The 21,014-nt window shown below is 62.7% G+C and carries 18 protein-coding genes; 8 read left to right on the forward strand and 10 right to left on the reverse strand.

Annotation, left to right across the window (positions count from 1 at the left end):
* Nucleotides 1-7 precede the first annotated feature (7 nt).
* On the reverse strand, nt 8-913 hold the full coding sequence (locus NKJ04_RS30015; protein ID WP_352679154.1) for a LysR family transcriptional regulator: 906 nt from the start codon (nt 911-913) through the stop codon (nt 8-10).
* Between the two features lie 119 nt (nt 914-1,032).
* Between NKJ04_RS30015 and NKJ04_RS33760 the strand changes: the two genes are divergently transcribed.
* The 3 genes from NKJ04_RS33760 to NKJ04_RS30025 are packed head-to-tail and all read left to right on the forward strand — an operon-like array spanning nt 1,033 to nt 2,367.
* Nucleotides 1,033-1,215, forward strand: coding sequence for a hypothetical protein (locus tag NKJ04_RS33760; protein ID WP_502897987.1), 183 nt, complete (start codon nt 1,033-1,035; stop codon nt 1,213-1,215).
* Nucleotides 1,206-1,454, forward strand: coding sequence for a DoxX family protein (locus NKJ04_RS33765; protein ID WP_502897988.1), 249 nt, complete (start codon nt 1,206-1,208; stop codon nt 1,452-1,454). Before NKJ04_RS33760 ends, NKJ04_RS33765 begins: the two co-directional genes overlap by 10 nt.
* Before the next feature lie 43 nt (nt 1,455-1,497).
* On the forward strand, nt 1,498-2,367 hold the full coding sequence (locus tag NKJ04_RS30025) for an NmrA family NAD(P)-binding protein (RefSeq protein ID WP_023813228.1): 870 nt from the start codon (nt 1,498-1,500) through the stop codon (nt 2,365-2,367).
* Between the two features lie 120 nt (nt 2,368-2,487).
* Here the strand turns inward: NKJ04_RS30025 and NKJ04_RS30030 are convergent, their stop codons facing one another.
* Both NKJ04_RS30030 and NKJ04_RS30035 read right to left on the reverse strand, forming a co-directional pair.
* Nucleotides 2,488-2,937, reverse strand: coding sequence for an RrF2 family transcriptional regulator (locus NKJ04_RS30030; protein WP_352679156.1), 450 nt, complete (start codon nt 2,935-2,937; stop codon nt 2,488-2,490).
* 256 nt (nt 2,938-3,193) lie between these two features.
* Nucleotides 3,194-4,180 (reverse strand): sulfate ABC transporter substrate-binding protein, encoded by a 987-nt coding sequence (locus tag NKJ04_RS30035; protein ID WP_352679158.1) that lies wholly within the window; start codon nt 4,178-4,180, stop codon nt 3,194-3,196.
* A gap of 253 nt (nt 4,181-4,433) precedes the next feature.
* On the opposite strand from NKJ04_RS30035, the gene NKJ04_RS30040 reads away from it, so the two are divergent.
* The 4 genes from NKJ04_RS30040 (at nt 4,434) to NKJ04_RS30055 (ending at nt 6,026) form a co-directional block, all read left to right on the forward strand.
* On the forward strand, nt 4,434-4,715 hold the full coding sequence (locus NKJ04_RS30040) for a type II toxin-antitoxin system TacA family antitoxin (protein ID WP_023813225.1): 282 nt from the start codon (nt 4,434-4,436) through the stop codon (nt 4,713-4,715).
* Nucleotides 4,715-5,200, forward strand: coding sequence for a GNAT family N-acetyltransferase (locus NKJ04_RS30045; RefSeq protein WP_352679191.1), 486 nt, complete (start codon nt 4,715-4,717; stop codon nt 5,198-5,200). The genes NKJ04_RS30040 and NKJ04_RS30045 overlap by 1 nt, the downstream gene beginning before the upstream one ends.
* Nucleotides 5,201-5,354: 154 nt before the next feature.
* Nucleotides 5,355-5,627 carry an AbrB/MazE/SpoVT family DNA-binding domain-containing protein gene (locus tag NKJ04_RS30050; protein WP_023813223.1) on the forward strand — a complete coding sequence of 91 codons (273 nt, stop codon included), beginning with the start codon at nt 5,355-5,357 and terminating at the stop codon, nt 5,625-5,627.
* Nucleotides 5,628-6,026, forward strand: coding sequence for a type II toxin-antitoxin system VapC family toxin (locus tag NKJ04_RS30055; protein ID WP_023813222.1), 399 nt, complete (start codon nt 5,628-5,630; stop codon nt 6,024-6,026). It begins immediately after the preceding gene.
* 15 nt (nt 6,027-6,041) lie between these two features.
* Here NKJ04_RS30055 and NKJ04_RS30060 read toward each other — a convergent pair whose 3' ends face one another.
* The 7 genes from NKJ04_RS30060 to NKJ04_RS30090 all read right to left on the reverse strand — a co-directional run bounded on the left by NKJ04_RS30060 (nt 6,042) and on the right by NKJ04_RS30090 (nt 18,811).
* On the reverse strand, nt 6,042-7,082 hold the full coding sequence (locus NKJ04_RS30060; protein WP_023813221.1) for a sulfate/molybdate ABC transporter ATP-binding protein: 1,041 nt from the start codon (nt 7,080-7,082) through the stop codon (nt 6,042-6,044).
* Nucleotides 7,083-7,095: 13 nt separating this feature from the next.
* The gene (gene cysW / locus NKJ04_RS30065; protein WP_127270916.1) at nt 7,096-7,980 is read right to left on the reverse strand and encodes a sulfate ABC transporter permease subunit CysW; all 885 of its coding nucleotides are present in this window, start codon (nt 7,978-7,980) and stop codon (nt 7,096-7,098) included.
* On the reverse strand, nt 7,973-8,824 hold the full coding sequence (cysT, locus tag NKJ04_RS30070) for a sulfate ABC transporter permease subunit CysT (RefSeq protein ID WP_352679160.1): 852 nt from the start codon (nt 8,822-8,824) through the stop codon (nt 7,973-7,975). Before cysT ends, cysW begins: the two co-directional genes overlap by 8 nt.
* A gap of 21 nt (nt 8,825-8,845) precedes the next feature.
* The gene (locus tag NKJ04_RS30075) at nt 8,846-9,871 is read right to left on the reverse strand and encodes a sulfate ABC transporter substrate-binding protein (RefSeq protein ID WP_352679163.1); all 1,026 of its coding nucleotides are present in this window, start codon (nt 9,869-9,871) and stop codon (nt 8,846-8,848) included.
* Between the two features lie 220 nt (nt 9,872-10,091).
* Complete coding sequence (locus NKJ04_RS30080) at nt 10,092-10,850, reverse strand: M15 family metallopeptidase (protein ID WP_352551700.1); 759 nt, start codon at nt 10,848-10,850, stop codon at nt 10,092-10,094.
* Nucleotides 10,851-11,056: 206 nt separating this feature from the next.
* Nucleotides 11,057-13,138: a penicillin-binding protein 1C gene (pbpC, locus tag NKJ04_RS30085; protein WP_352679165.1), complete on the reverse strand. Its 2,082-nt coding sequence runs from the start codon at nt 13,136-13,138 to the stop codon at nt 11,057-11,059.
* A 174-nt stretch (nt 13,139-13,312) separates the two neighbouring features.
* Nucleotides 13,313-18,811: an alpha-2-macroglobulin family protein gene (locus NKJ04_RS30090; protein ID WP_352679167.1), complete on the reverse strand. Its 5,499-nt coding sequence runs from the start codon at nt 18,809-18,811 to the stop codon at nt 13,313-13,315.
* Between the two features lie 272 nt (nt 18,812-19,083).
* On the opposite strand from NKJ04_RS30090, the gene NKJ04_RS30095 reads away from it, so the two are divergent.
* A complete protein-coding gene (locus NKJ04_RS30095) occupies nt 19,084-21,012 on the forward strand; it encodes an autotransporter assembly complex protein TamA (RefSeq protein WP_352679170.1) in 1,929 nt (642 codons plus the stop codon).
* The last annotated feature ends 2 nt before the right edge of the window (nt 21,013-21,014 follow it).

The following is a 21,014-nucleotide window of genomic DNA, read 5'->3' on the forward strand; positions in this document are numbered from 1 at the left end:
CGTGTCGCTATTCCATATATGGCGTCAGCACATCTTCGATCCATTTCATGAATGCGCGGACTCGGCGCGACAGATTGCTCCGATGCGCAACGACAAGGGACACGGCGAGCGCCCGGCGACGAAAATCGGGTATGATCTCGACAAGCGCTCCACTCTCCAAGTATCGGCCAATGCCCAAGAGTGGCGCCTGAATCACACCAAGGCCGGCGAGGGCGGCGGCTTCGTAGGTCTGCGCGCTGTTGACGTGTAGCGCACCTGGCAACTGAAGCGTCGCATAGCTGTCGCCGTCCGGATATTCCCATCCATAGGGTCTCGCGCCCAGCACCGTCGAAAAGTGAATTGTCCTATGTTCCTGACGCTGGAGATCTTCCAGCGACCGAGGGACGCCATGGCGCGCCAGATAGGCGGGGCTGGCAGCGTTGGCCATGCGCAACAGGCCCAGTGGGCGGGCAATCAGCGTCTCGTCCCGAAGGGGTCCAAGCCGCAATACACAATCGAACCCCTCTTGAACCAGATCGACTTGCCGATCCGTACTCGACACCTCCAGCTCCAACTCGGGGTGCGCCGCCATGAAATCCGGCAAGGCCGGCACGATCGTTGTGCGCGCCACTTCGGTTGGAAGGTCGACCCGCAAACGCCCGCGAAGTGCCACGCGATCGCCGGCGAACATCGAGTGCAGATCATCGACTTCAGCAAGCAGATCGCGGGCACGGGCATGAAATGCGCGTCCGTCTTCCGTCAACCGCACGCTGCGCGTCGTCCGGTGCAGGAGCCTGACACCGAGATCTTCTTCCAGCTTCCGGACCGCCGTTGAGGCTCTCCCCTTTTGGATGCCCAGGCTGTCGGCTGCGCGGGTGAAGCTCCCCATTTCCGCTACCGTTATGAAAATGAGGATGGGTTCGAGATTTTGCATTTTCGTGCCCCGGTATTGTTTCCCGAAAAGAGAACAGTCGGTTCATTTCCTCGGTGTTTATCACGTCTTGGGGGCACAGTAAGCTTGGAACATGGGATATTCCCAATGGAGAATGACAAGTGTCGGAAACCGTGAACCTGCATCAGACACCTGAAACTATGACCTTGCATCGCGCCCTGTGGGTCGGCCGGATAATGAGCGCGTTTGTCGTTATCGCTTTGATGGCAGACGGCACTGTTCAGCTTTTCGCGCCGGCACGGATCGCGAGCATGTTGCAGGAAACGGGTTCGCGATGGACCTGACCCGTGTCGTGGGTCCGATCATACTCGCCTGCGCCATCCTCTATGCCATCCCGTTCACCGCCGTCCTCGGCGCGATCCTGGTGACTGGCTTTCTGGGAGGTGCCATCTGCGCCCATCTCCGCATCGGTGAGTTGGGGTCGCCGCCGGAAATCATTTCCCTGCTTCTGGGCGCGATGACCTGGGGCGGCCTCTATCTGCGCGATCCCCGTATCCGGGCCATTCTGCCGCTCATCCATTGAACCAACAGGGGCAGCTCTGTCCCTAAACATCAGGAGAAAACACATGTTCTTAGTAATGGGAATCACGGGAAACGTGGGCGGCGCGACGGCAAGGCATTTGCTAGCGCAAGGCAAGAAGGTGCGCGCGCTGGTCCGCGACCGGGAGAAGGCGTTGAGCTGGGCGAACCGGGGCGTGGAGCTCGTTGACGGCGATTGGAATGATTCGGCAGCCATCGAGCGTGCGCTCGAAGGCGTCGAAGGCGCGTTCGTCATGCTGCCCCCTGTCTGGGCGCCTTCGCCCGATTACAAGGAAGCAAAGGGCGTGATTGCAAGCTATGTCGAGGCGCTCACCAAGACAGCGCCGCCGCGAGTGGTTGCGCTTTCGTCTATGGGGGCGAACAGAACCAGCGGGCACGGGGTAATCGCGGCCTTGTCCCTTCTGGAGCAAGGTTTTCGCGACCTGACATCGCCAGTTGCTTTTGTGCGCGCAGGCGGATTCTTCGAGAATTTTCTTTTCGGGTTGCAGGTCGCGCAGGGCGGAACGCTGCCGGCTTTCTACAATCCGACAAACCGGAAATCGACAATGGTCGCGACGAACGACATCGGCGCGGAATTCGCAACGCTTTTGACCGGGCCAATGTGGTCAGGGCAGCGCATCGTCGAGCTTGGTTCGATGGTCAGCGCGGACGACGTCGCCGAGCAATTGGGCGAAGTCCTGAATCTCGACGTGAAAGCCTTTGCAATCCCGCGTGCGGGGTGGGCGGAAGCGCTCGAGCAATTCGGCATCCCGAAGGGCCACAGCGGACCTGCCGAAGAAATGTACGAGGCCGTGAATGCGGGATGGATGGACCTCGGTGTGGCGGGTACGGAGCACGTGGCGGGTACGACGTCCGCACGCGATGTATTCGAGGCTGCGTCCAATTTGAACGGGTAGGCCAAACTGTATGGGGTTCTCCTGTGATTTCAGGTCTTCGCAACCCGGGATTTGGAGAACTCCCTCTTCAATGGAAGAATCTCATGTCTGTCTGAGCGCGGTCAGCTTGCAGTCGGTGGTTTAGATCTGCGACGTCAGCTCGACCGGAAAATCGTCATTGTCCGCATCGCGCATGGCGGCGAGGCTGCGATTGTCCAGCACCTCGGCGATAGCCTGCCGCACCTCCAGCATCATGTGGCGGACCTGGCAGGTCGCCTCGTTGCAATCCTCGCAGCGCTGATACTGCGTGCGGCTGGCGCAAGGGATCGGCGCCAGCGGCCCGTCAAGCACGCGCACGACATGGCCGATCTTGATTTCGGAAGCCAACCGGGCAAGGCGGTAGCCGCCTTCCTTGCCTTTGCGGCTCTGGACGAAGCCGGCATTGCGCAACTCGCCCAGGATGGCATCGAGGAATTTCTTCGGGATATTGTTGGCCACAGCGATGTCATTGACGAAGGCCAATTGGCCGGCCGGCAGGCCAGACAGATGCACGAGGGCCTTGAGGCCGTATTTGCCTTTTTTTGTCAGCATGCCCAGATCAACCCATAAAAGCCCCAACCACTCGCATCTGCCGACTGTTTGTGTGCAAATAATGACGTCTTCGCCCTGCGATGATGTTTCGCAAACAGCCACCAAATTGCACGTTAGGCATAAACGCGTTGATTCTTTGTAACGTTTTGCACTGAGAAGGCGGATATTCTGCTGATAACCAGGTTTTCGGCGTTCAAAAACGAAAAAAGCCGGCAGGGCGCCGGCTTTTCCGTCTACTCCGCAGATATCGCGGCCTTCAGCGGCTGCCGTAGGTCTGGTCGAGCAGGCCGCCAGCGGCGAAATGCTCTTTCTGTACTTTGTCCCAGCCGCCGAAGACGTCTTCCACCGTCAGCAGCCGGATATCGGGGAAATCGACCTTGTATTTTGCCGCCACAGCGGCGTCGCGGGCTCTGAGGCCGTTGCGGGCGGCGATGTCCTGGCCCTCCGGCGTGTAGAGGAAGTCGAGATAGGTCTTGGCCAGATCGCGCGTGCCGTGCTCGTCGGCAACCTTGTCGACGATCGCGACGGGGAATTCGGCCAGCAGGCTGACCGAAGGCGTGACCTGCTCGAACTTGCCGTCGCCATACTCCTTGCGAATGCCGCGCGTCTCCGACTCGAAGGTGATCAGCACATCACCGATCTCGCGCTGCACGAAGGTGGTGGTCGCGGCGCGGCCGCCGGTGTCGAAAATCGGCACGTTGTTGAACAGCTTGGTGATGAACTCCTTCACCTTGGCGTCGTCGCCCTTGAAGGCCTCCTTGGCGTAGGCGGTGGCCGCCAGATAGGTGTAGCGCGCATTGCCGGAGGTTTTCGGATTGGGGAAGATCACCTGCACGTCGTCGCGCACGAGATCGTTCCAGTCCTTGATATGCTTGGGGTTGCCGGCGCGTACCAGGAAGGACGGCAGCGAATAGAAGGGCGAGGCGTTGTCGGGAAAGTTCTTCTGCCAGTCTGCCGACACGAGGTCCTTCTTGACCAGGAAGTCGATGTCGGTGACCTGGTTGAAGGTAACGACATCGGCGCCAAGGCCCTCCGCGATGGCGCGCGCCTGCGCCGAAGTGCCGGCATGCGACTGGTCGACGGTGACGCCCGGATGCTGCGCGATGAAGGCCTTGTTGACCTGAACAAACAATTCGCGGCCGACGTCATAGGACGCGTTGAGCAGTTTGTCGGCCGACCAGGCTTGGGAGGATGCAAGGAACAGGCCTGCGACGGTGGCAAGCCCGAGGAAAAATCGTTTCATGAAAACAGGCTCCGATGCAATGCGTTTATAGCCGGACCATAGCCGGGGTGCGTGGTGTGCGACGAGGCATGGGTCCGAGGATCAGTACATTGCTGCTAGAAAATTTGTTCTCGAGACAGAAGGTTCGTAGTTTTTTCTTTCAAACACGACTTCGCCTCGGTGGACGCCGATCGTTCCAATTCGTTTGACTGTTCCGAAAAAAGATACACATTGTGTATGCAGGTGTGCTACGGGAGCGACAAGGAGCGCTGCCATGACAAAGACCACACCCGAGACCCATGCCAAGCCTGTCAATCTGCGCATCCGAGAGGATGTGCGCATATTGATCGACCGTGCTGCGAAAATACGCGGGAAGACCCGTTCCGACTTTATGATCGATGCTGCATATCGTGCGGCCGAGGACACGCTGCTCGACCAGGCACTGATCAAGGTGGATCCCGAGAGCTATCGGCACTATCTCGACATCCTCGATGAGACGCCAAGCGGTGAAGGTTTTGCACGCCTTATGAACGTGCCCAGGCCGTGGCAGGGATGATACTATCGGCGCCCGCGCCTCTGGCCGAAAACCACGATCTCGACCTTTTTCGAAGCGGGACGGAAAGTCTCGACCAATGGCTTCGCGTGAGGGCGCGAGCCAACCAGGTCAGCGGCGCGTCGCGTACCTATGTGGTGGCGGAAGACGCGCGCGTTGTCGGTTATTACTGCCTCTCTTCGGGCGGGCTTGATCTCGCGCAGGCACCCGGCGCCATTCGTCGCAACATGCCTGATCCCATTCCGATGGTCGTGCTCGGGCGTCTTGCCGTCGACGCGGGCTGGCAAGGCAAGGGGCTGGGTGCCGCGCTGCTGCAAGACGCCGTTTTACGGGCAGGTCGCGCCGCGACGATCCTCGGGATTCGCGGGATATTTGTTCATGCCATATCGGATGAGGCGAAAGCCTTTTACGAACACTACGGTTTTGCGGCTTCGCCGAAAAACCCAATGACCTTGGTGCTGTCGCTGAAAGGCGTGACGAAAGGATAGTCGTGTCGCTCGAAGCATGAATTAAGCCGACCGCATCAGACCGAAACGTTCCGGGGTGCGATGGCAGGCGATGTCTCCTGTGCCGAGTTTTCCCGGGCCTTGCACCGTGGCGCTGTTTGGCATATACAAATGGCATATACAAAAGAGCTGCAACATGCCCCAGAACCGTCATTCAACAACGCCGCCCAAGGAGGCGAAGCTGTTTCGCAACAACCGCAGCCAGGCGGTGCGCATTCCTGTCGAGTTCGAGCTTCCCGGCGAAAAAGTCCTGATCAGCCGGGAAGGCGATCGTCTTGTCATCGAGCCGGTTCGCAAACCTGGCCTCACCGCGTTGCTCGCCCAGTGGGCGAAAGAGCCGCCACTCGATCCTGAAGACGACTTCCCCGAGATCGACGACACGCCAGTCAAATCCGAGGACATTTTCTAGATGCGGTTCATGCTGGATACGAACATCATCAGCGACATGATCCGAAACCCGGCTGGCAAGGCCGCGAGGGCAATGTCGCGCGAGGGAGATGACGCGGTTTGCACCAGCATCGTGGTCGCCTCGGAATTGCGATATGGCTGCGCCAGGAAGGGATCGGCCAAGCTGCTCAAGAAGGTTGAAGACTTGCTGGCCGAGATTCCTGTCTTGCCGCTCGATGTGCCGGTGGATGCCGAGTATGGCGGACTTCGCGCCGAGCTTGAAGCGGCAGGCCAGACCATTGGCCACAACGATCTTTTTATTGCCGCTCATGCCTGTGCATTGGGCGCCACGCTGGTGACCGCCAACACGGGCGAGTTCAACCGGATCAAAGGCCTGAAGGTCGAGAACTGGCTGGCGTAGCCCTCGACCAGAGGATCAAGCCGCCGGAAAAAGCTTCCAGCGTCCGGGGCGGAACGCCACCCGGCTTTTTTGGGCCGCGGGGTGATCGACCGGCAGTTCGATTTCGACCCGCTGGCGCTCACCACCGATCTCAAGCTCGACCCGGCGCGTGCCGGCGACGCGGCGGCTGGCGGCGACCGTGCCGGCGATACAGCCGCTGCAGCCGTCCAGCAGTTCGACATCATGCGGGCGGAAATAGAGCGTCGCATCGCCCGAGGGCTCGTTGGGCGCGGCAATCCCGATCGGACGGTCGGCGAGCCAGATCTCGCCATTCTCGACCTTGACGGGAAGCGAGCTTGATTCACCGATGAAGCCATAGACGAAGGGCGAGTTCGGCGTGTCGTAGATATCGTCGGCGGTGCCGACCTGCTCGATGCGGCCCTGGCTCATCACCACGACGCGGTCGGCAAGCTCCAGCGCCTCTTCCTGGTCGTGGGTGACGAAGACGGTGGTATGGCCGGTGGCGTCATGGATTTCGCGCAGCCAGCGGCGCAATTCCCGGCGCACCTGCGCGTCAAGCGCGCCGAACGGCTCGTCGAGCAGCAGCACCTTGGGCTCGATCGCCATGGCGCGCGCCAGCGCCACGCGCTGCCTCTGGCCGCCGGAGAGCTGCGCCGGATAGCGCTTTTCGAGCCCTGAAAGCTGGACGAGATCCAGAAGCTCGGAGGCGCGACGGCGGATCTCCTGCGCCGGCGGGCGCGACGGTCCGTGCCGGACCTTCAGGCCGAAGCCGATATTGTCCGCCACCGTCATATGCCGGAACAGCGCATAGTGCTGGAAGACAAAGCCGACATTGCGCTCCTGGATCGACTTGTGCGAGGCGTCCTCGTCGCCGAAGAATATCTTTCCCCGTGTCGGCCGCTCCAGCCCGGCAATCAGCCTGAGCAGTGTCGTCTTGCCGGAACCGGACGGTCCCAGCAACGCGATCAGTTCGCCCGACTTGATGTCGAGCGAGACGTCGTGAAGCGCCGGAAACCGGTCAAACTCCTTGCGCACGTTGGCAACGCGAACTTCCATAGTGGTCCCTTTGTCAGTGCCCGCGTGTCGCGGCGATCTCGGCGCCGTAGCGCATCTCGAGAAGTGTTTTCAAGACCAGCGTGACGAGCGCCAGGCCCGCAAGCAATGAAGCGACGGCGAAGGCACCGACGGCGTTGTACTCGTTGTAGAGGATTTCGACATGCAGCGGCATGGTGTTGGTCAGGCCGCGTATGTGACCCGACACCACCGATACCGCGCCGAACTCGCCCATGGCACGCGCATTGCACAGGAGCACGCCGTAGAGCAGCCCCCATTTGACGTTGGGCAAGGTCACGTACCAGAAGGTCTGCCAGCCATTGGCGCCGAGCGAAAGCGCTGCCTCCTCGTCGCCATTGCCTTGTTCCTGCATCAGCGGGATCAACTCGCGGGCGACGAAGGGGAAGGTGACGAAGATTGTGGCCAGCACGATGCCCGGCACGGCAAACAGGATGACGATGCCATGCGCTTTCAGCCAGGTGCCGAGCAGTCCCTGGGCGCCGAACAGAAGCACATAAACGAGACCCGATATGACTGGCGAGACCGAGAAGGGGAGGTCGATCAGCGTGGTCAGGAAGGCCTTGCCCTTGAACTCGAACTTGGCGATCGCCCAGGCGGCGGAGATGCCGAAGACGATGTTGAGCGGCACCGAGATCGCCGCCACCAGCAGCGTCAGCCGGATCGCCGAGCGCGTGTCGGCACTGCCGAGCGCTTCGGTGTAGGCACCGATGCCCTTGGCGAAGGCTTCGTTGAAGACGATGATCAGCGGCAAGAGCAGGAAAATGCCGAGGAAGGCGAAGGCGACGGCCATCAGAGCCAGGCGCGCAGGGCGGCTTTCCGTGACCGCCGCCGACTGGCTTTCATGATGCGGTTCGTAGGATTTGATCTCCGGGTCAGCCATAGCGCTTGCGGCTCCATGACTGTGCGAGATTGACGACCAAAAGCATGATGAACGACAAAGCGAGCATGATCGCCGCGATCGCGGTCGCTGCCGGATAATTGTATTCCTCCAACCGAATGACGATCAGCAGGGGTGCGATCTCGGATTTGTAGGGCAAGTTGCCGGCGATGAAGATAACCGAGCCATATTCGCCGACGCCGCGCGCGAAGGCGAGCGCGAAGCCGGTGACGATGGCCGGCGCCAGGCCCGGAAACAGGATGCGGGTGATGATCTGCAAGCGATTGGCGCCAAGCGTGGCGGCGGCTTCCTCCACTTCCTTGTCGATCTCCTCCATGATCGGCTGCACGGTGCGCACGACGAAGGGCAGGCCGATGAAGATCAGCGCGATGACGATACCGAGCGGCGTATAGGCTACCTTGATGCCGAGCGGCATCAGCAATTTGCCGATCCAGCCGTTCGGCGCGTAGAGCGTGGTCAGCGCGATGCCGGCCACAGCCGTCGGCAGGGCGAAGGGCAGGTCGACCATGGCATCGACGATGCGGCGGCCGGGGAAGCGGTAGCGCACCAGCACCCATGCGACCAGCGTGCCGAAGACGACGTTGACCGCAGCTGCGACGAAGGCGGTGCCGAAGCTGATTCTCAGCGCATTGATGGTGCGGCGATCGGTGGCGATCGCCCAGAATTCAGGCCAGCCAAGGGCGGCCGAGCGCCAGAGCAGCCCGGATAGCGGGATGAGGATAATGAGGGTGAGGTAGGCAAGCGAGAAGCCGAGCGTCAATCCGAAACCCGGAATGACGCTCGGCTGCCTGAATCGCCACCCCGCCTGGGCGGGTGCTGTGGTCATGTCGTCCTGAATATCGACTGCTTACTGGGGCTTGTAGATCTGGTCGAATATACCACCATCGCCGAAATGATAAGGCTGTGCTTTTTTCCAGCCACCAAACTGTGGATCGTCGATGGTTACGAGCTTGATCGGCGGCAGCTTGGCGAGGTCTTCGGCCGGCACCAGATCGGGCTTGGCAGGACGATAATGGTTCTTGGCGATGATCGTCTGTGCTTCTTTGGAATAGAGCCAGCTCAGATAGGCTTCGGCGACCTTGCGCGTGCCCTTGGCATCGACATTGGCGTCGACCACCGCCACCGGCGGTTCTGCCAGGATCGAGGTCGGCGGGTAGACGATGTCGAAATTGTCGGCACCGAACTCGTCGAGCGCCAGATAGGCCTCGTTTTCCCAGGCGATAAGCACATCGCCAAGACCCTTTTGCGCGAAGGTCACGGTCGAGCCGCGCGCGCCGGTGTCGAGCACCGGGGCATTGGCGTAGAGCTTGCCGACGAACTCCTTGGTCTTGGCCTCGTCGCCGCCGTCATTGGCGTTAGCGTAGGCCCAGGCGGCGAGATAGTTCCAGCGCGCGCCGCCGGAAGTTTTCGGATTAGGCGTAATCACCTGGACACCGTCCTTGACGAGGTCGCTCCAGTCGTGAATGCCTTTGGGATTGCCCTTGCGAACGAGGAAGATGATGGTCGAGGTGTAAGGCGCTGAATTGTTTTCGAATTTGGTGCGCCAGTCCGGACTGATCTTCTTCGCCTTCGAGACGATGGCATTAATGTCGCCTTCAAGTGCCAGCGTCACCACATCGGCGTCGAGGCCATCGATCACGGCGCGGGCCTGGGCGCCCGATCCGCCATGCGACTGCTGGACGGTGACCGTCTCTCCGGTCTCGGCCTTCCAATGCGCGACGAAAGCTTCGTCATAGGCCTTGTAGAGCTCGCGTGTCGGATCGTAGGACACGTTGAGAATGGTGGTATCGGCAAACGCGAAACCGAGCGTGCCGAACTGGACAGATGTGGCGACCAGTGCGCCGAGCAGTTTCCTGAAATGAGGTTTGGTCATTTCTGCCTCCGTTGAACCCGCGCCAAATCTACCGAATTGGTAGAAATTAGATGCATTCAATGTTGCCTTTTTTGCCCCTCTTGAGAAAATGTTCGACGCCATTTCGCCGTTAGGAGAAATATTTTCCTCTTGCGGCCAAAGGAAGAATCCATGGCCCGGCCACTCAGCCTATCTAGCAAGGGGCGGTGCCGAGGCAAGGTGTGGAATTTGGTCCGGTGCATCAATCGGCGGTGATGGGAAAGTCGAAACGCTGTCTGGCGAACGGTTCGCTTTTCAGCGTGAAGTGCCACCATTCCCTTGCATAGTTCTTGAAGCTGCCAGCGCGCATGGCGTCGACAAGCATCTTGCGGTTTGCTGCCGCTTCACTGGCAAGGCCGCGGTGGGCGGTTTCGCTCATCGGATCAAAGCAGTCGAAGCCGGTACCGAAATCGAGCGTGTCGGTATCAACCGCGCCACAGGCCGGGTTGGGGCTGGACCTGCGGTCCGTCCGGGCGATGGCGACGTCGACGGTCGAGCCTCGTGAATGGGTCGACAGCTCTCCGACATAGCCGTTGGCGATCAGGTCGCTGCGCCTGACCCTCGAATACCATTGCGGATCGGGCGGCCCGCCCTGTTTCGTCCATTCAGCCATATCGGCGACGGCGCGGGCAGGGCGATAGCAATCGAACACGACCAGCGTCAGGCTTTTGGCGACGATCGCCTTCTGCACACGGCCGAGTGCCTGGGCCGCCTGCTCGGTGAGGATGCAGGCCGGCGCGTCATAGCCGTTCACCTTGCGGTGCAGGAAATTGTCCGATCCGGCGTAGCGGATGTCCTGGCGGATCGAAGGGTCGACATCGGCGAGCCGGACAAAGCCGGCGGGCAGGGCGTCGGCGAAAGCGGGGAGGGTGACTGCCGCGATAAGGATTGTTGCTGCCAGTGCTGAGGCTGCTAACGATCGAGGATTGCGCGAGGCACCCCCCTCTGCCCTGCCGGGCATCTCCCCCGCAAGGGGGGAGATTGGCAGCTTTGCCGTTGCGTATAGTCTTTGACAGTTGGCGAAAGCGGAAAGGACATCCGATCTCCCTCCTTGCGGGGGAGATGGCCGGCAGGCCAGAGGGGGGTGCCTCGGAACAGGCATGGGGTGAGTATCCTGCTATCCGCTGAGCCTGTGGAAAGCCAATTCCATGAATCTCTTGGCGCGATCTATTCGACGAACACTTTTACGCTGGCCGCACGTCCCGCGGCGTCGATGACGGTCAGCGTCGAATAGCCGGCGCCGTCGGGCTGCCAGGTCGCGGTGCGGCGACGGTCGATGCCGATGAGTGGCTTGCCGTTGGCCAGCCAGCGGAACGGCGCACGGCCGCCTTGCAGCTTCAGCACCAGCGGCGAGGCGTCGACTGAATTGGTGCCGAGATCGACGCGGGCGCCGTCGGGCGGGAAGATGATGGTCGGCGCGGGTTCGGTCACTGTCGCCTGCACCAGGCCGTCCGACCCGGCGCCGAAGCGGGCGAGCGTCACCGGCAGGTCCTCGCGCCTGGGGCTGAACATGCCGGGCGGTTTGCCCGGCAAGGGGACGGTGGCGAGGCCCGAGCGGACAAAACCCTCGAACAGGATGGGAGCGGCCGAGACATAGCCGGAAAGGCCGGGCACCGCGCCGGCGTCGGGGCGGCCGACCCAGACGCCCAGCACATAGCGACCGTCGAAGCCGACCGACCAGGCGTCGCGGTATCCGTAGGACGTGCCGGTCTTGTAGGCGATGCCGCGCTGCAAGGCACCCTCGGGCGGCTTGACGCCCGACAGTATGTCGATGATCTGCCAGTTGGCCTGACCGTCGAGGATGGTGGCGCTGGTGCGCTCGGCATTGGCAGGCTCGGTGCCGTCATGCAGCGTGTGTGTCTTGCCGCCATTGGCGAGCCCTGTGTAGAGCTGGACGAGGTCGCATAGTGTGACGCCGACACCGCCAAGGCCGATGGCCAAGCCCGGGGCTTCGTTGACCGGCAGTATGGGGCTGACGCCGGCCTGGCGGAAGCGCGCCATCAGCCGCGTTGGCCCGACCGCGTCGAGCACGCGGATCGCCGGCACGTTGAGCGACAGTTGCAGCGCTTGCCGGATGCTGACGTCGCCCTGATAGCCCATGTCGAAATTCTTCGGCCGGTAGCCGGAGAAATCGACGGGGCTGTCGTCGATCAGCGTCTCCTGCGCCACCAGGCCCTGTTCGAAGGCAAGACCGTAGATGAACGGCTTCAGCGTCGAGCCGGGCGAGCGGACGATCTTTGTCATGTCGATCCAGCCGGAGCGGCTGGCGTCGAAGAAATTGGCCGAGCCGACTTCACCAAGAATGTCGCCGGTGCGGGAGTCGGCCAGCACCATAGCGACCGACAGGCGGGGGCCGAGCTTGGTGGCCGCGTCCCTCGCCACCTGTTCCAGCCCCTCCTGGACGCTCTTGCGGATCGTCAGTTGCAAGGGCTGGCCGGGGACGGCCTTGGGCAACATCGCATAGGCGGCGTGCGCGGCGAGCGCCGGCAGGGTGCGGCGCAGGCCCGACACATCGTCGAGGGCGGCACGCGCGGCCTCGCGCTCGCCGAGCAGGCCCGAGGAGACCATGCGGGTCAACACCCGGTCGCGGGCGGCGTGGGCAATTTTCAAATTTCGGTCGGGCCGGCGCTTTTCCGGCAACTGCGGCAGGGCGACGAGCAGGGCGGATTCGGAAACGGTAAGCCGCTTCGGCTCCTTGCCGAAATAGGCGAGCGAGGCGGCGCGCACGCCTTCCAGATTGCCGCCATAGGGCGCCAGCGTCAGGTAGCGTTCGAGGATCTCGCGTTTGGACAGCCGCCGTTCGATCTGGATGGCGCGCAGCATCTGCTTGATCTTGGAGCCGAGGCTGCGGCTTTCGCGCGGCTCGATCAGCCGGGCGAGCTGCATCGAAAGCGTCGAACCGCCGGAGACGATGTGGCCACTGGTGGCAAACTGGCCGGCGGCGCGCGCCAGTGCCAGCACGTCGACACCTTCATGGTCCCAGAAACGCTTGTCTTCGTAGGTGACCAGCATGTCGACGAACTGCTTGTCGACCTGGTCGAGCCGGGTTTCCAGCCGCCAGTAGCCGTCCGGTGTGGCGAAGGCACGCAACAATTGGCCGTCGCGGTCCTGGACTTCGGTGGAGACCGTGAGTTCGGCTGGAAGCGGGGGTGGGAAAGCACGGTCGAGTTCCCAGAGGCTGGCTGCGGAGAGCGCCAAAAGGCAGGCGCCCCCTGCGGCTCCAATAGCGAGTTTGCGAAGTATCTTCATGGCTGGAAAGACGCCCCCTCATCCGGCCGCTTCGCGGCCACCTTCTCCCCGATGGGGAGAAGAGACTGGCGCCGGCGCTGGTCGTCTCCTCTCCCCTTGGGGAGAGGTCGACCGAGCGAAGAGGAGGGCGGGTGAGGGGGCACTTTGCTTATCGCGTCCATCACCATCGGAGCCTTACGGCGCCTTGACCTCCATCATGCCGGTGGCGGTGCGGGCCGAATATTGCGGCCGGTACATGTCCTCCACCGTTGCCGCCGGGTGCGCATAGGTACCCGGCGTCACCGCGCGCACGACATAGGCGAGTGTCAGATTGTGGTCATGATCGCCGTCGGCCGGGTTGAACGCCGCGACGAAACGGTCGTCGCGGAATTCGAGATGGGCCGCATCGGTCTGCGCCAGCCAGGAGAAGTTCGTCAGCTGGGCGCTGGAGACCAGGCCGGGATTGTCGATCTCGAAGCCGGCCGGCAACAGGTCGGTGACCAGCAGGCGCGACGGCCATTTGTTCTGCTCGTTGACCTTGAGCACGACGACATAGCGTTCGTTCTGCGTCGCCTCGGTGACATTGGCCTCGGTGCCATCGAGCTTGTAGTAGGTGCGGCTGATGGTGAAGCCTTCGCCGCCGGCCGGCAAGGGCTGGACCGGCGACGCCACGGTGGTAACGACTGCCTGCAGCGGGGTCTTGCCGGTGTTGGCGATGGTCAGCGGGCTGTCGGCCAGGTCAGAGCCTTCCACCTGGTTGGAGTAGCCGCCGGAATGCGCCGCGCCATTGACGGCCAGCGTGATCGAATCATTGCCTTCCCTGAGCGCGCGGGCCGCAAGCAGCATCCAGGATTCGTCCTGGGTGCTGGTCCAGCGGGCTTCGGCGCGTTCCCTGGTCACCAGCTTGATCAGTTCCGGCACGATCGTCGGCACCGGCTTCGATTCCGCCGCCAGCGCCAGCATCGCCGCGCCATCACGCAGCCGCGAACCGTAGTCGGAGCGGTAGTAGTCGTAGTCGGTGGTGGACTTTGCCAACTGCAAGGCAGTCTTGAAGGTGGCTTCGGCGCGCGGTGTATCGCCGTAGAGCGCCAGGCTTGCCGCCAGCTGGGCAACGGCCATCGGGCTTGAGAAAGCTTCGAGCTGGGTGTCCGCATAGTAGCGCAGGTCGCCGATCGAGGCCTTCTTGTTGCGGGCCAGAACGTAGAGGGCGTAGGCGATCTCGCTGCCACGGTCTTGGACGCTCTGGTCGTAGCCGAGCGAGTTCTGCAGATTGCTCAGCGCCTGGTTCATGGCCAGGCTCGGAACGTCGTATTTCTGCTCGCGCGCCCTGGTCAGGAAGTCCGTGACATAGGCATCGAGCCACAGATCGCCGGAGCCCGGGCCCCACAGGCCGAAGCTGCCGCCCGAGGCCTGATAGCTCAGAACCTTGTAGATGGCATCCTGGATGCGGCCATGGATGTCGGGATCGCTGGCCATGCCGATGCCGGATGCCAATTCATTGACGTAGAGAAGCGGCATGGCGCGGCTGGTGGTCTGCTCGGCGCAACCATAGGGGTAGCGGTCGAGCGTCATTAGCAGCGACGGCACGTCGAAGGCGGCGGCCTGCGAGACGCCGACGCTGACAGAAGCACCATTGAGCAGGCTTGCCGCCAGCAGTTCCTTGTCGACGCGCAGCGCTCCACCATCACCTTTGAGGTCGACCACCAGCCGGGTGGTCACCGGTAATTGCGCCGGGCGCACCGGCACATAGAGCGTCTGCTCCACCTTGGTGCCGTCGGCATGGGCAAGCTTGATGGTGAGCGAGGCATTGCCGGCCGTCTGAGCGATCAGCGGGACAGTCAACGTCTGGCGCTTGCCCTGGGCGAGCGTCAGCTTCTGGGGCAGGGGCTTGTCGCCGGTCGAGAGGTCGCCCGTGGTTTCGATCGAGAACGCGTAGTCGCCGGCCGGACCATCGGTGTCGGCGACATCGAGGCGCATGATTGCGGCGTCACCAGGCGCCAGGAAGCGCGGCAGGCCGGCGGTGATCACGATGGGATCGCGCACGATGACATCGGACTGAGCATGGCCGACCGCATCCTTGGTCCAGGCGACGGCCATGACGCGCACGGTGCCGTTGAACTGCGGTATGTCGAAGTCGACCCGCGCCTTGCCGTCGGCATCGAGCTCGACGATGCCGGAGAAGAAGGCGACCAGCTTTTCGGTCGGCGGGCTGCCTTGCGCCTGCATGTTGGCGCCGTCGCCGCCGGTCCTGAGCTTGCCGGTGTTGCCAAGCGAGCCGTCGATCAGGCGACCGTAGATGTCGCGGATTTCCATGCCCAGCATGCGCTGGCCGAAGAACCAGTTCTCCGGATCCGGCGCCTTGTAGTTGGTCAGGTTGAGGATGCCGACATCGACGGCGGCAACCATGACATAGGCATTGCTGCCCGGCTGCACGCCGGCGACCGAAACCGGGATCGACAGCTGTTGGCGCGGCATGGTCTTGTCCGGTGGCGTCAAGGTGACGGCGAGCTTCTTCGAGCCCGGATCGACCTTCAGCCATTTCACGCCGATGGCGCGCGCCGGCATGCGCGTTTCCTGCGCCTCGCCGGGCCGGAACAGGGTTGCGGTGACATAGGCGCCGGCGCCCCAGTCGTCGCCGACCGGGATGTCGACCGTGCTGCCGCCGGCCGGCACGGATGCCGTGACGGTCTTCAACAGCTTGTCGGAACCGATGTTGATGAGAAGTTCGCCGGCAAAGTGCGGCGAGACTTTCAGCCTGGCCACTTCGCCGGCGGCATAATTGTCCTTGTCGAGGGCGATTTCGAGGCCGTCAGGCGTTTCGGTGGTGGTCGAGGAGACATACCAGCCGGCATCGAACTCGTAGCTTGTCGCCGGTCCCTCGGGATCCGATGTCTCGACTTCGAGGCGGTACTGACCCCAGTCGACCGGCACGGAGACCGTTGCGTCGCCGTCGGCGCTGAGGTCGACCTGGCCGTTGGCGATCGACTTGGTGAAGTTGACCGGCTCGTAGTTCCAGGAATTGTTGGAGCGGTACCACTGGTAATTGCGTTCGACCTTGACCAGCGTCCACTGCGCGCCTTTCAGCGCCTCGCGCTTGCCGTCGGGATCGACGGCGATCAGGCTGAACTTGGCGGTGCCACCCTGCGGCACTTCATTGTCGGCGAAATCCGGACGGATGCCGATCATATGGCCTTGCGGGCGGATGCCGATGTTGAGCGAGCGCTCTATGGCGCGGCCGGCGGATTCGCGCATCCTCACCGTCACCTTGGCGTCGACCAGCTTGGTGGTCGAGGGCAGTTGGTCGACGGAGACCGGGAAGGTCACCTTGCCGTCATCGCCGACCACCGGCAGATCGGCGAGGGGGGTGACCGTGGGTTCGGCCGACTGCTCGTCGGCGAGACCGAAGGAAAAGCCCTGGAAGCGGTCCCAGTCGCGCGACGTCGACAGCGTCAGCTCGCCTTCCAGCGCCAGGCCGGCCGCCGGAGCGCCATAGAGGAAGCGGCCGTCAATGTCGATATTGGCGGTTTCGCCCAGGGCGATTTCCTGCTTGTCGGCCTTCATGTCGAATTCGATGCGATCCGGTACGAAATCCTCGACCAGGAACATGTGGCTGGCCACCGCCGGCTGCTTGGGATCGGTGTAGATCGACACCGACCAGGTACCGCGCATGGCGTTGGGTTCGAGCGGCAGGTCGACGGCATGGCCGCCCGCGGATGCGCCGTCACTGACGATACGGCGGTTTTCGACACCGTCGGGGCGCGAGAAGATGAAGGTCAGCGGCAGGTTCTCGACTGCCTTGGCGGCGCCGTCGCGAGCAAGGGCCGCGACATGAACATCCTCGCCGGCGCGGTAGATACCGCGTTCGGTCCAGGCATAGACGTCAAGCGCACCGGGCGCCGCGCGCCCGGTGACGCCGCGGTCGGACAGATCGAAGCCGGCCCGGCCCATGTCGAGGAAGACGAAATCATTGGCGCCCTGCTTGGCCATCAGCACGGCCGGCACCATGCCGCCGTCGCCGCGCGTCAGGCCGGGGTTGAAGACGGCATGGCCGTCAGCATCCGATGTCGCCGTGCCGAGAACCTCATTGTTCCTGGCAACCAGGGTCAGTTCGGCGCCTGCTATCGGCTTGGCACTGCCCAGCGAACGGGCAAAGACATTGAGCCCGTCCTGGCCGGTATAAGTCGACAGGCCGATGTCGGAGACGACGAACCATTGCGTGGCCATCGAATTGTAGTCGTCGCTCTTGTCGTTGACGGCCTGGGCGGTCAGCACGTAAACGCCGGGCTTGCGCTGCGGCACCGCCTCGTCGACCGGGAAGGAGGTGGTGACCTCCTTGTTGAGATCATTGGCGATGTCGAGCTGGCCTTGCCAGACCGGCGCGCCCATCTGCTCGGAAATGTTGGAGATGTCATAGCCGTCGAGCTGGTGCAGGAACTGGTAGCCCGACAGAAGCTGGGCGAGCGAACGATCGCCGATGCGATAGAGCTTCATCTCGGCGGCGTTCATGTTGACGGTGACGATCGGAATGCCACGGCGCGCGCCAGCCGGCAGCACGAAGCTGTCACCGGTGAAGCGGGCGGACGGTGCGCGGTCCTGCACATAGATCGACAGCACCACGGGGGCCGCGGTCACTTCGCCGATTGCCGCCGGCAGGCCGGCGCGGAAGGTGACGTCGTAGTGCTGGCCATGCTCCAGTCCTTCGACGCAGATTTGCTTGTCCTTGGCCTCGACGCCCTTGGGCGGTGCATTGTCCACGGTGACGAACTGCGCGTAGTCGACGCCGGTCTTGACCAGATCCTCGGAGAATTGCACGCAGATGCGCGGCGCGCTGGTGTCGGCGTCGACGGTATGGTCGATGACGCGAAAACCCTTGCGGGCCTTGAGATCGGCATAGTCGGCCTGGACCGCCGGCGAAGGGTTCAGGGCAAGGCTGGCCTCATAGGCCTGCAGCGCCGGCCGGTAGAGATCGCGCTTGTCGAGCCCGTTGCCGAGCAGCGCCAGCACTTCGGCGCGCGTCTTGGTGGTGCGCAGCAATTTATAGGCATTGAAAGCGGCCGACGTGCCGTTCGCCGGCAAAGTGGATGCTTCGGAGGTGCTTGCGGCGGGCTGAACGGCCAGCGTTTCACGCGCCAGGTTGAGCCAGAGCTGGCCATCATCGGGCAGCACCGAGACCGCGGCCTCGTATTTCAGCATGGCGGAGCGGTGATCGCCGGTCAGCACGGCCTGTTCGGCGGCGTTAAGCAAGGCAGCCATGCCTTCTGTCGGTCTATCATAGGCCGGGCCGAGCAGCTTGTTGCGGTATTGCTGGGCCTGATCGGCCATCCAGTTGGGGAAGAAAGCGAGTTCCGGCGGCGCGCCGATATCAGGATCGCCATCGATGTTGACGACCTTGCCCGCGACCGCGCCGTTGAAGGTTTTCAACTGGTTGTAGTCGGATTTGAGGAAGCACCATTTGGCTTTTTTGTTGTAGGTGAAGGCGCGGCAGGCCGGGTCTCCCAGGCACGTCGTCTTGCACTGGTCGATTGTCACATTCTGGTCGGACCTGAGATCAAAGCCGAAATAGTCGGAATTGTCCGTTGTCGCTATTCGCCGGGCCTCGGCCGCTTGCGCGGCGCTGCTCCAGGCCAGGACATTGGCCCAGGCAAAAAACACGAGAATCAGAATCGAAAGACCACGAGCCGCGCGCATTGCCATAACACCCCTCCAGACACAGCTGACGTCCGGGCATGATCAAGCTTCAGTCAGGCTTGTCAACACGAGGACGCGGCAGGGTTCCGCCTGCCAACGGTTTCCTTTCCGGCCGATGACCGGTAGTACCTCCATAGGACAGGGGATCACGCTTTCTTGCGGCGACGCAAAAGGTGTGAATTCCAAGCCCGCCCTATTTCAGACAATTGGATTGTGGCCCCTTTACGAGCGCTTCAGAACTTCATTCCAATTTTAGTTTTGTAATCTAGGTTGTCTTAATGCCGGCGCATGAAGAGCAGATGTCAGGAGGTCGCGCGCCAGGGCGTGCGCTTCCGCGCGCCCTGCTGCTGGCCATGATGTGCTCGACCGTGCTCGCCGCCGAATCGCGCCCGGCGGCCGCTTTCGAGCTTTTCGGCATCAAGCTGTGGGGGTCGTCCAGCGACGAGGATGCCGATATCGTCGATCCTCTGCGGTACGCCGTGACCATTTCCGCCCCCGACGCCGACAAGGATCTGGTCAAGAAGCTCGAAAATGCCTCGGCGCTGAAGAGTGACGAGGAGCGTCCGGTTTCCGGTTCGCTCGGACTGATGGCCAAAGCGCGCAGCGACCGCGAACAGCTTGTCGCCGCGCTCTATGCCGATGCCCGTTACGAAGGCGTCGTCACCGTCACCATCGACGGCAAGCCGCTCGACGATTTGCCGCCGGATGCCGAATTCAAGGGGCCGAAGCCGGTTCCCGTGGTCATCGACATTGTCACCGGGCCGAAATTCACCTTGGGCAATATCCACCTTGAGGGCGATGCGGCAGGGCTGATGAGCGCCGATTACGGCCTGATTTCAGGCGGCGATGCCGGATCCGGCGCTGTGCTCAAGGCTGAAGCCCTGATCGTGCGGACGCTGAAAGAGCAAGGCAGGCCGCTGGCCAAGGTGACCGACCGCCAGATCGTCGCCGACCATGCCACCTCGACGCTCGACGTGACGCTGACGGTCGCCGCCGGACCGGTCGCCGGCTACGGCCCGACCACGGTGGAAGGCACCGAAAAGGTCGACCGCGACTTCACCGAATACATGACCGGCCTCAAGCGCGGCCGGCAATACTCGCCGCAAGAAATCGACGACGCGCGCGACCGGCTGCTGGCGCTCGAGGTCTTCAACAGCGTGACGTTCAAGGAAGCCGACACGCTCGATGCCGACGGCAACATTCCGATCGGCGTCCAGGTCAGCGAGCGCAAGCCACGCTATTTCGGCATCGGCGGCACCTTCTCCAACACCGAGGGGCTGGGCCTGGAAGGTTATTGGGGCCACCGCAATTTGTTCGGCCGGGCCGAGAAGCTGCGCATCGAGGGCAAGATCAGCGGCATCGGCAGCAACGATCTCGGCGAACTCAACTACAATGCCGGCATCATGTTCGAGAAGCCGGGCGTGATCGGGCCGGCATCGAAGTTCTTCGCCAGCGTCAAGACGGTGCTCGAACATCCTGACGCCTATGACCATTTCTCGGTCAAGGGCAGCACCGGGCTGTCCTACGAACTCACCAAGAAGCAGACGGTATCCGCCGAGGTGGCGCTCGACTATTCCCGCATCCACGACGCCTTCGGCAAGCACAAATACCTGATCGCCAGCATTCCGCTGCAATATGTCTATGACAACCGGGACAACCGGCTGAACCCGACCAGCGGCTTCCGGGTGCTGGCCTATGCCGAGCCGAGCTACGACATTTTGAGCGGTGCGGCGTTCCTGAAGCTGAGGGGCGAAGGGTCGGCCTATCAGTCGCTGGATTCGGCTTCGAAGTTCGTGCTGGCCGAACGTGTCGCCATCGGTTCGATCGTCGGCACCAGCCTCGAACATGTGCCGGCCGACCGGCGCTTCTATTCCGGCGGCGGCGGCTCGGTGCGCGGCTACGCCTATCAGGGCATCGGTCCGAAGGATTTCACCGGCCAGCCGATCGGCGGCCTGTCCTTCTTCGAAACCTCGGTCGAGATGCGCATCGCCATCACCGACACGATCGGCATCGTGCCGTTCGTCGATGCCGGCACTGTGTCGACCAAATCGGTCCCCGATTTCTCCGATGTCAAGGTCGGCGCCGGCGTCGGCCTGCGCTATGTCACGCCGTTCGGGCCACTGCGCATCGATGCCGCCGTGCCGCTCAACCGCGATCCGGGTGACCCGCATTTCGGCATCTATGCCGGCATCGGACAGGCATTCTGAGC

Origin of the sequence: Mesorhizobium sp. M0618 (assembly GCF_040320765.1) — a bacterium.
Classification (GTDB): Bacteria; Pseudomonadota; Alphaproteobacteria; order Rhizobiales; family Rhizobiaceae; genus Mesorhizobium.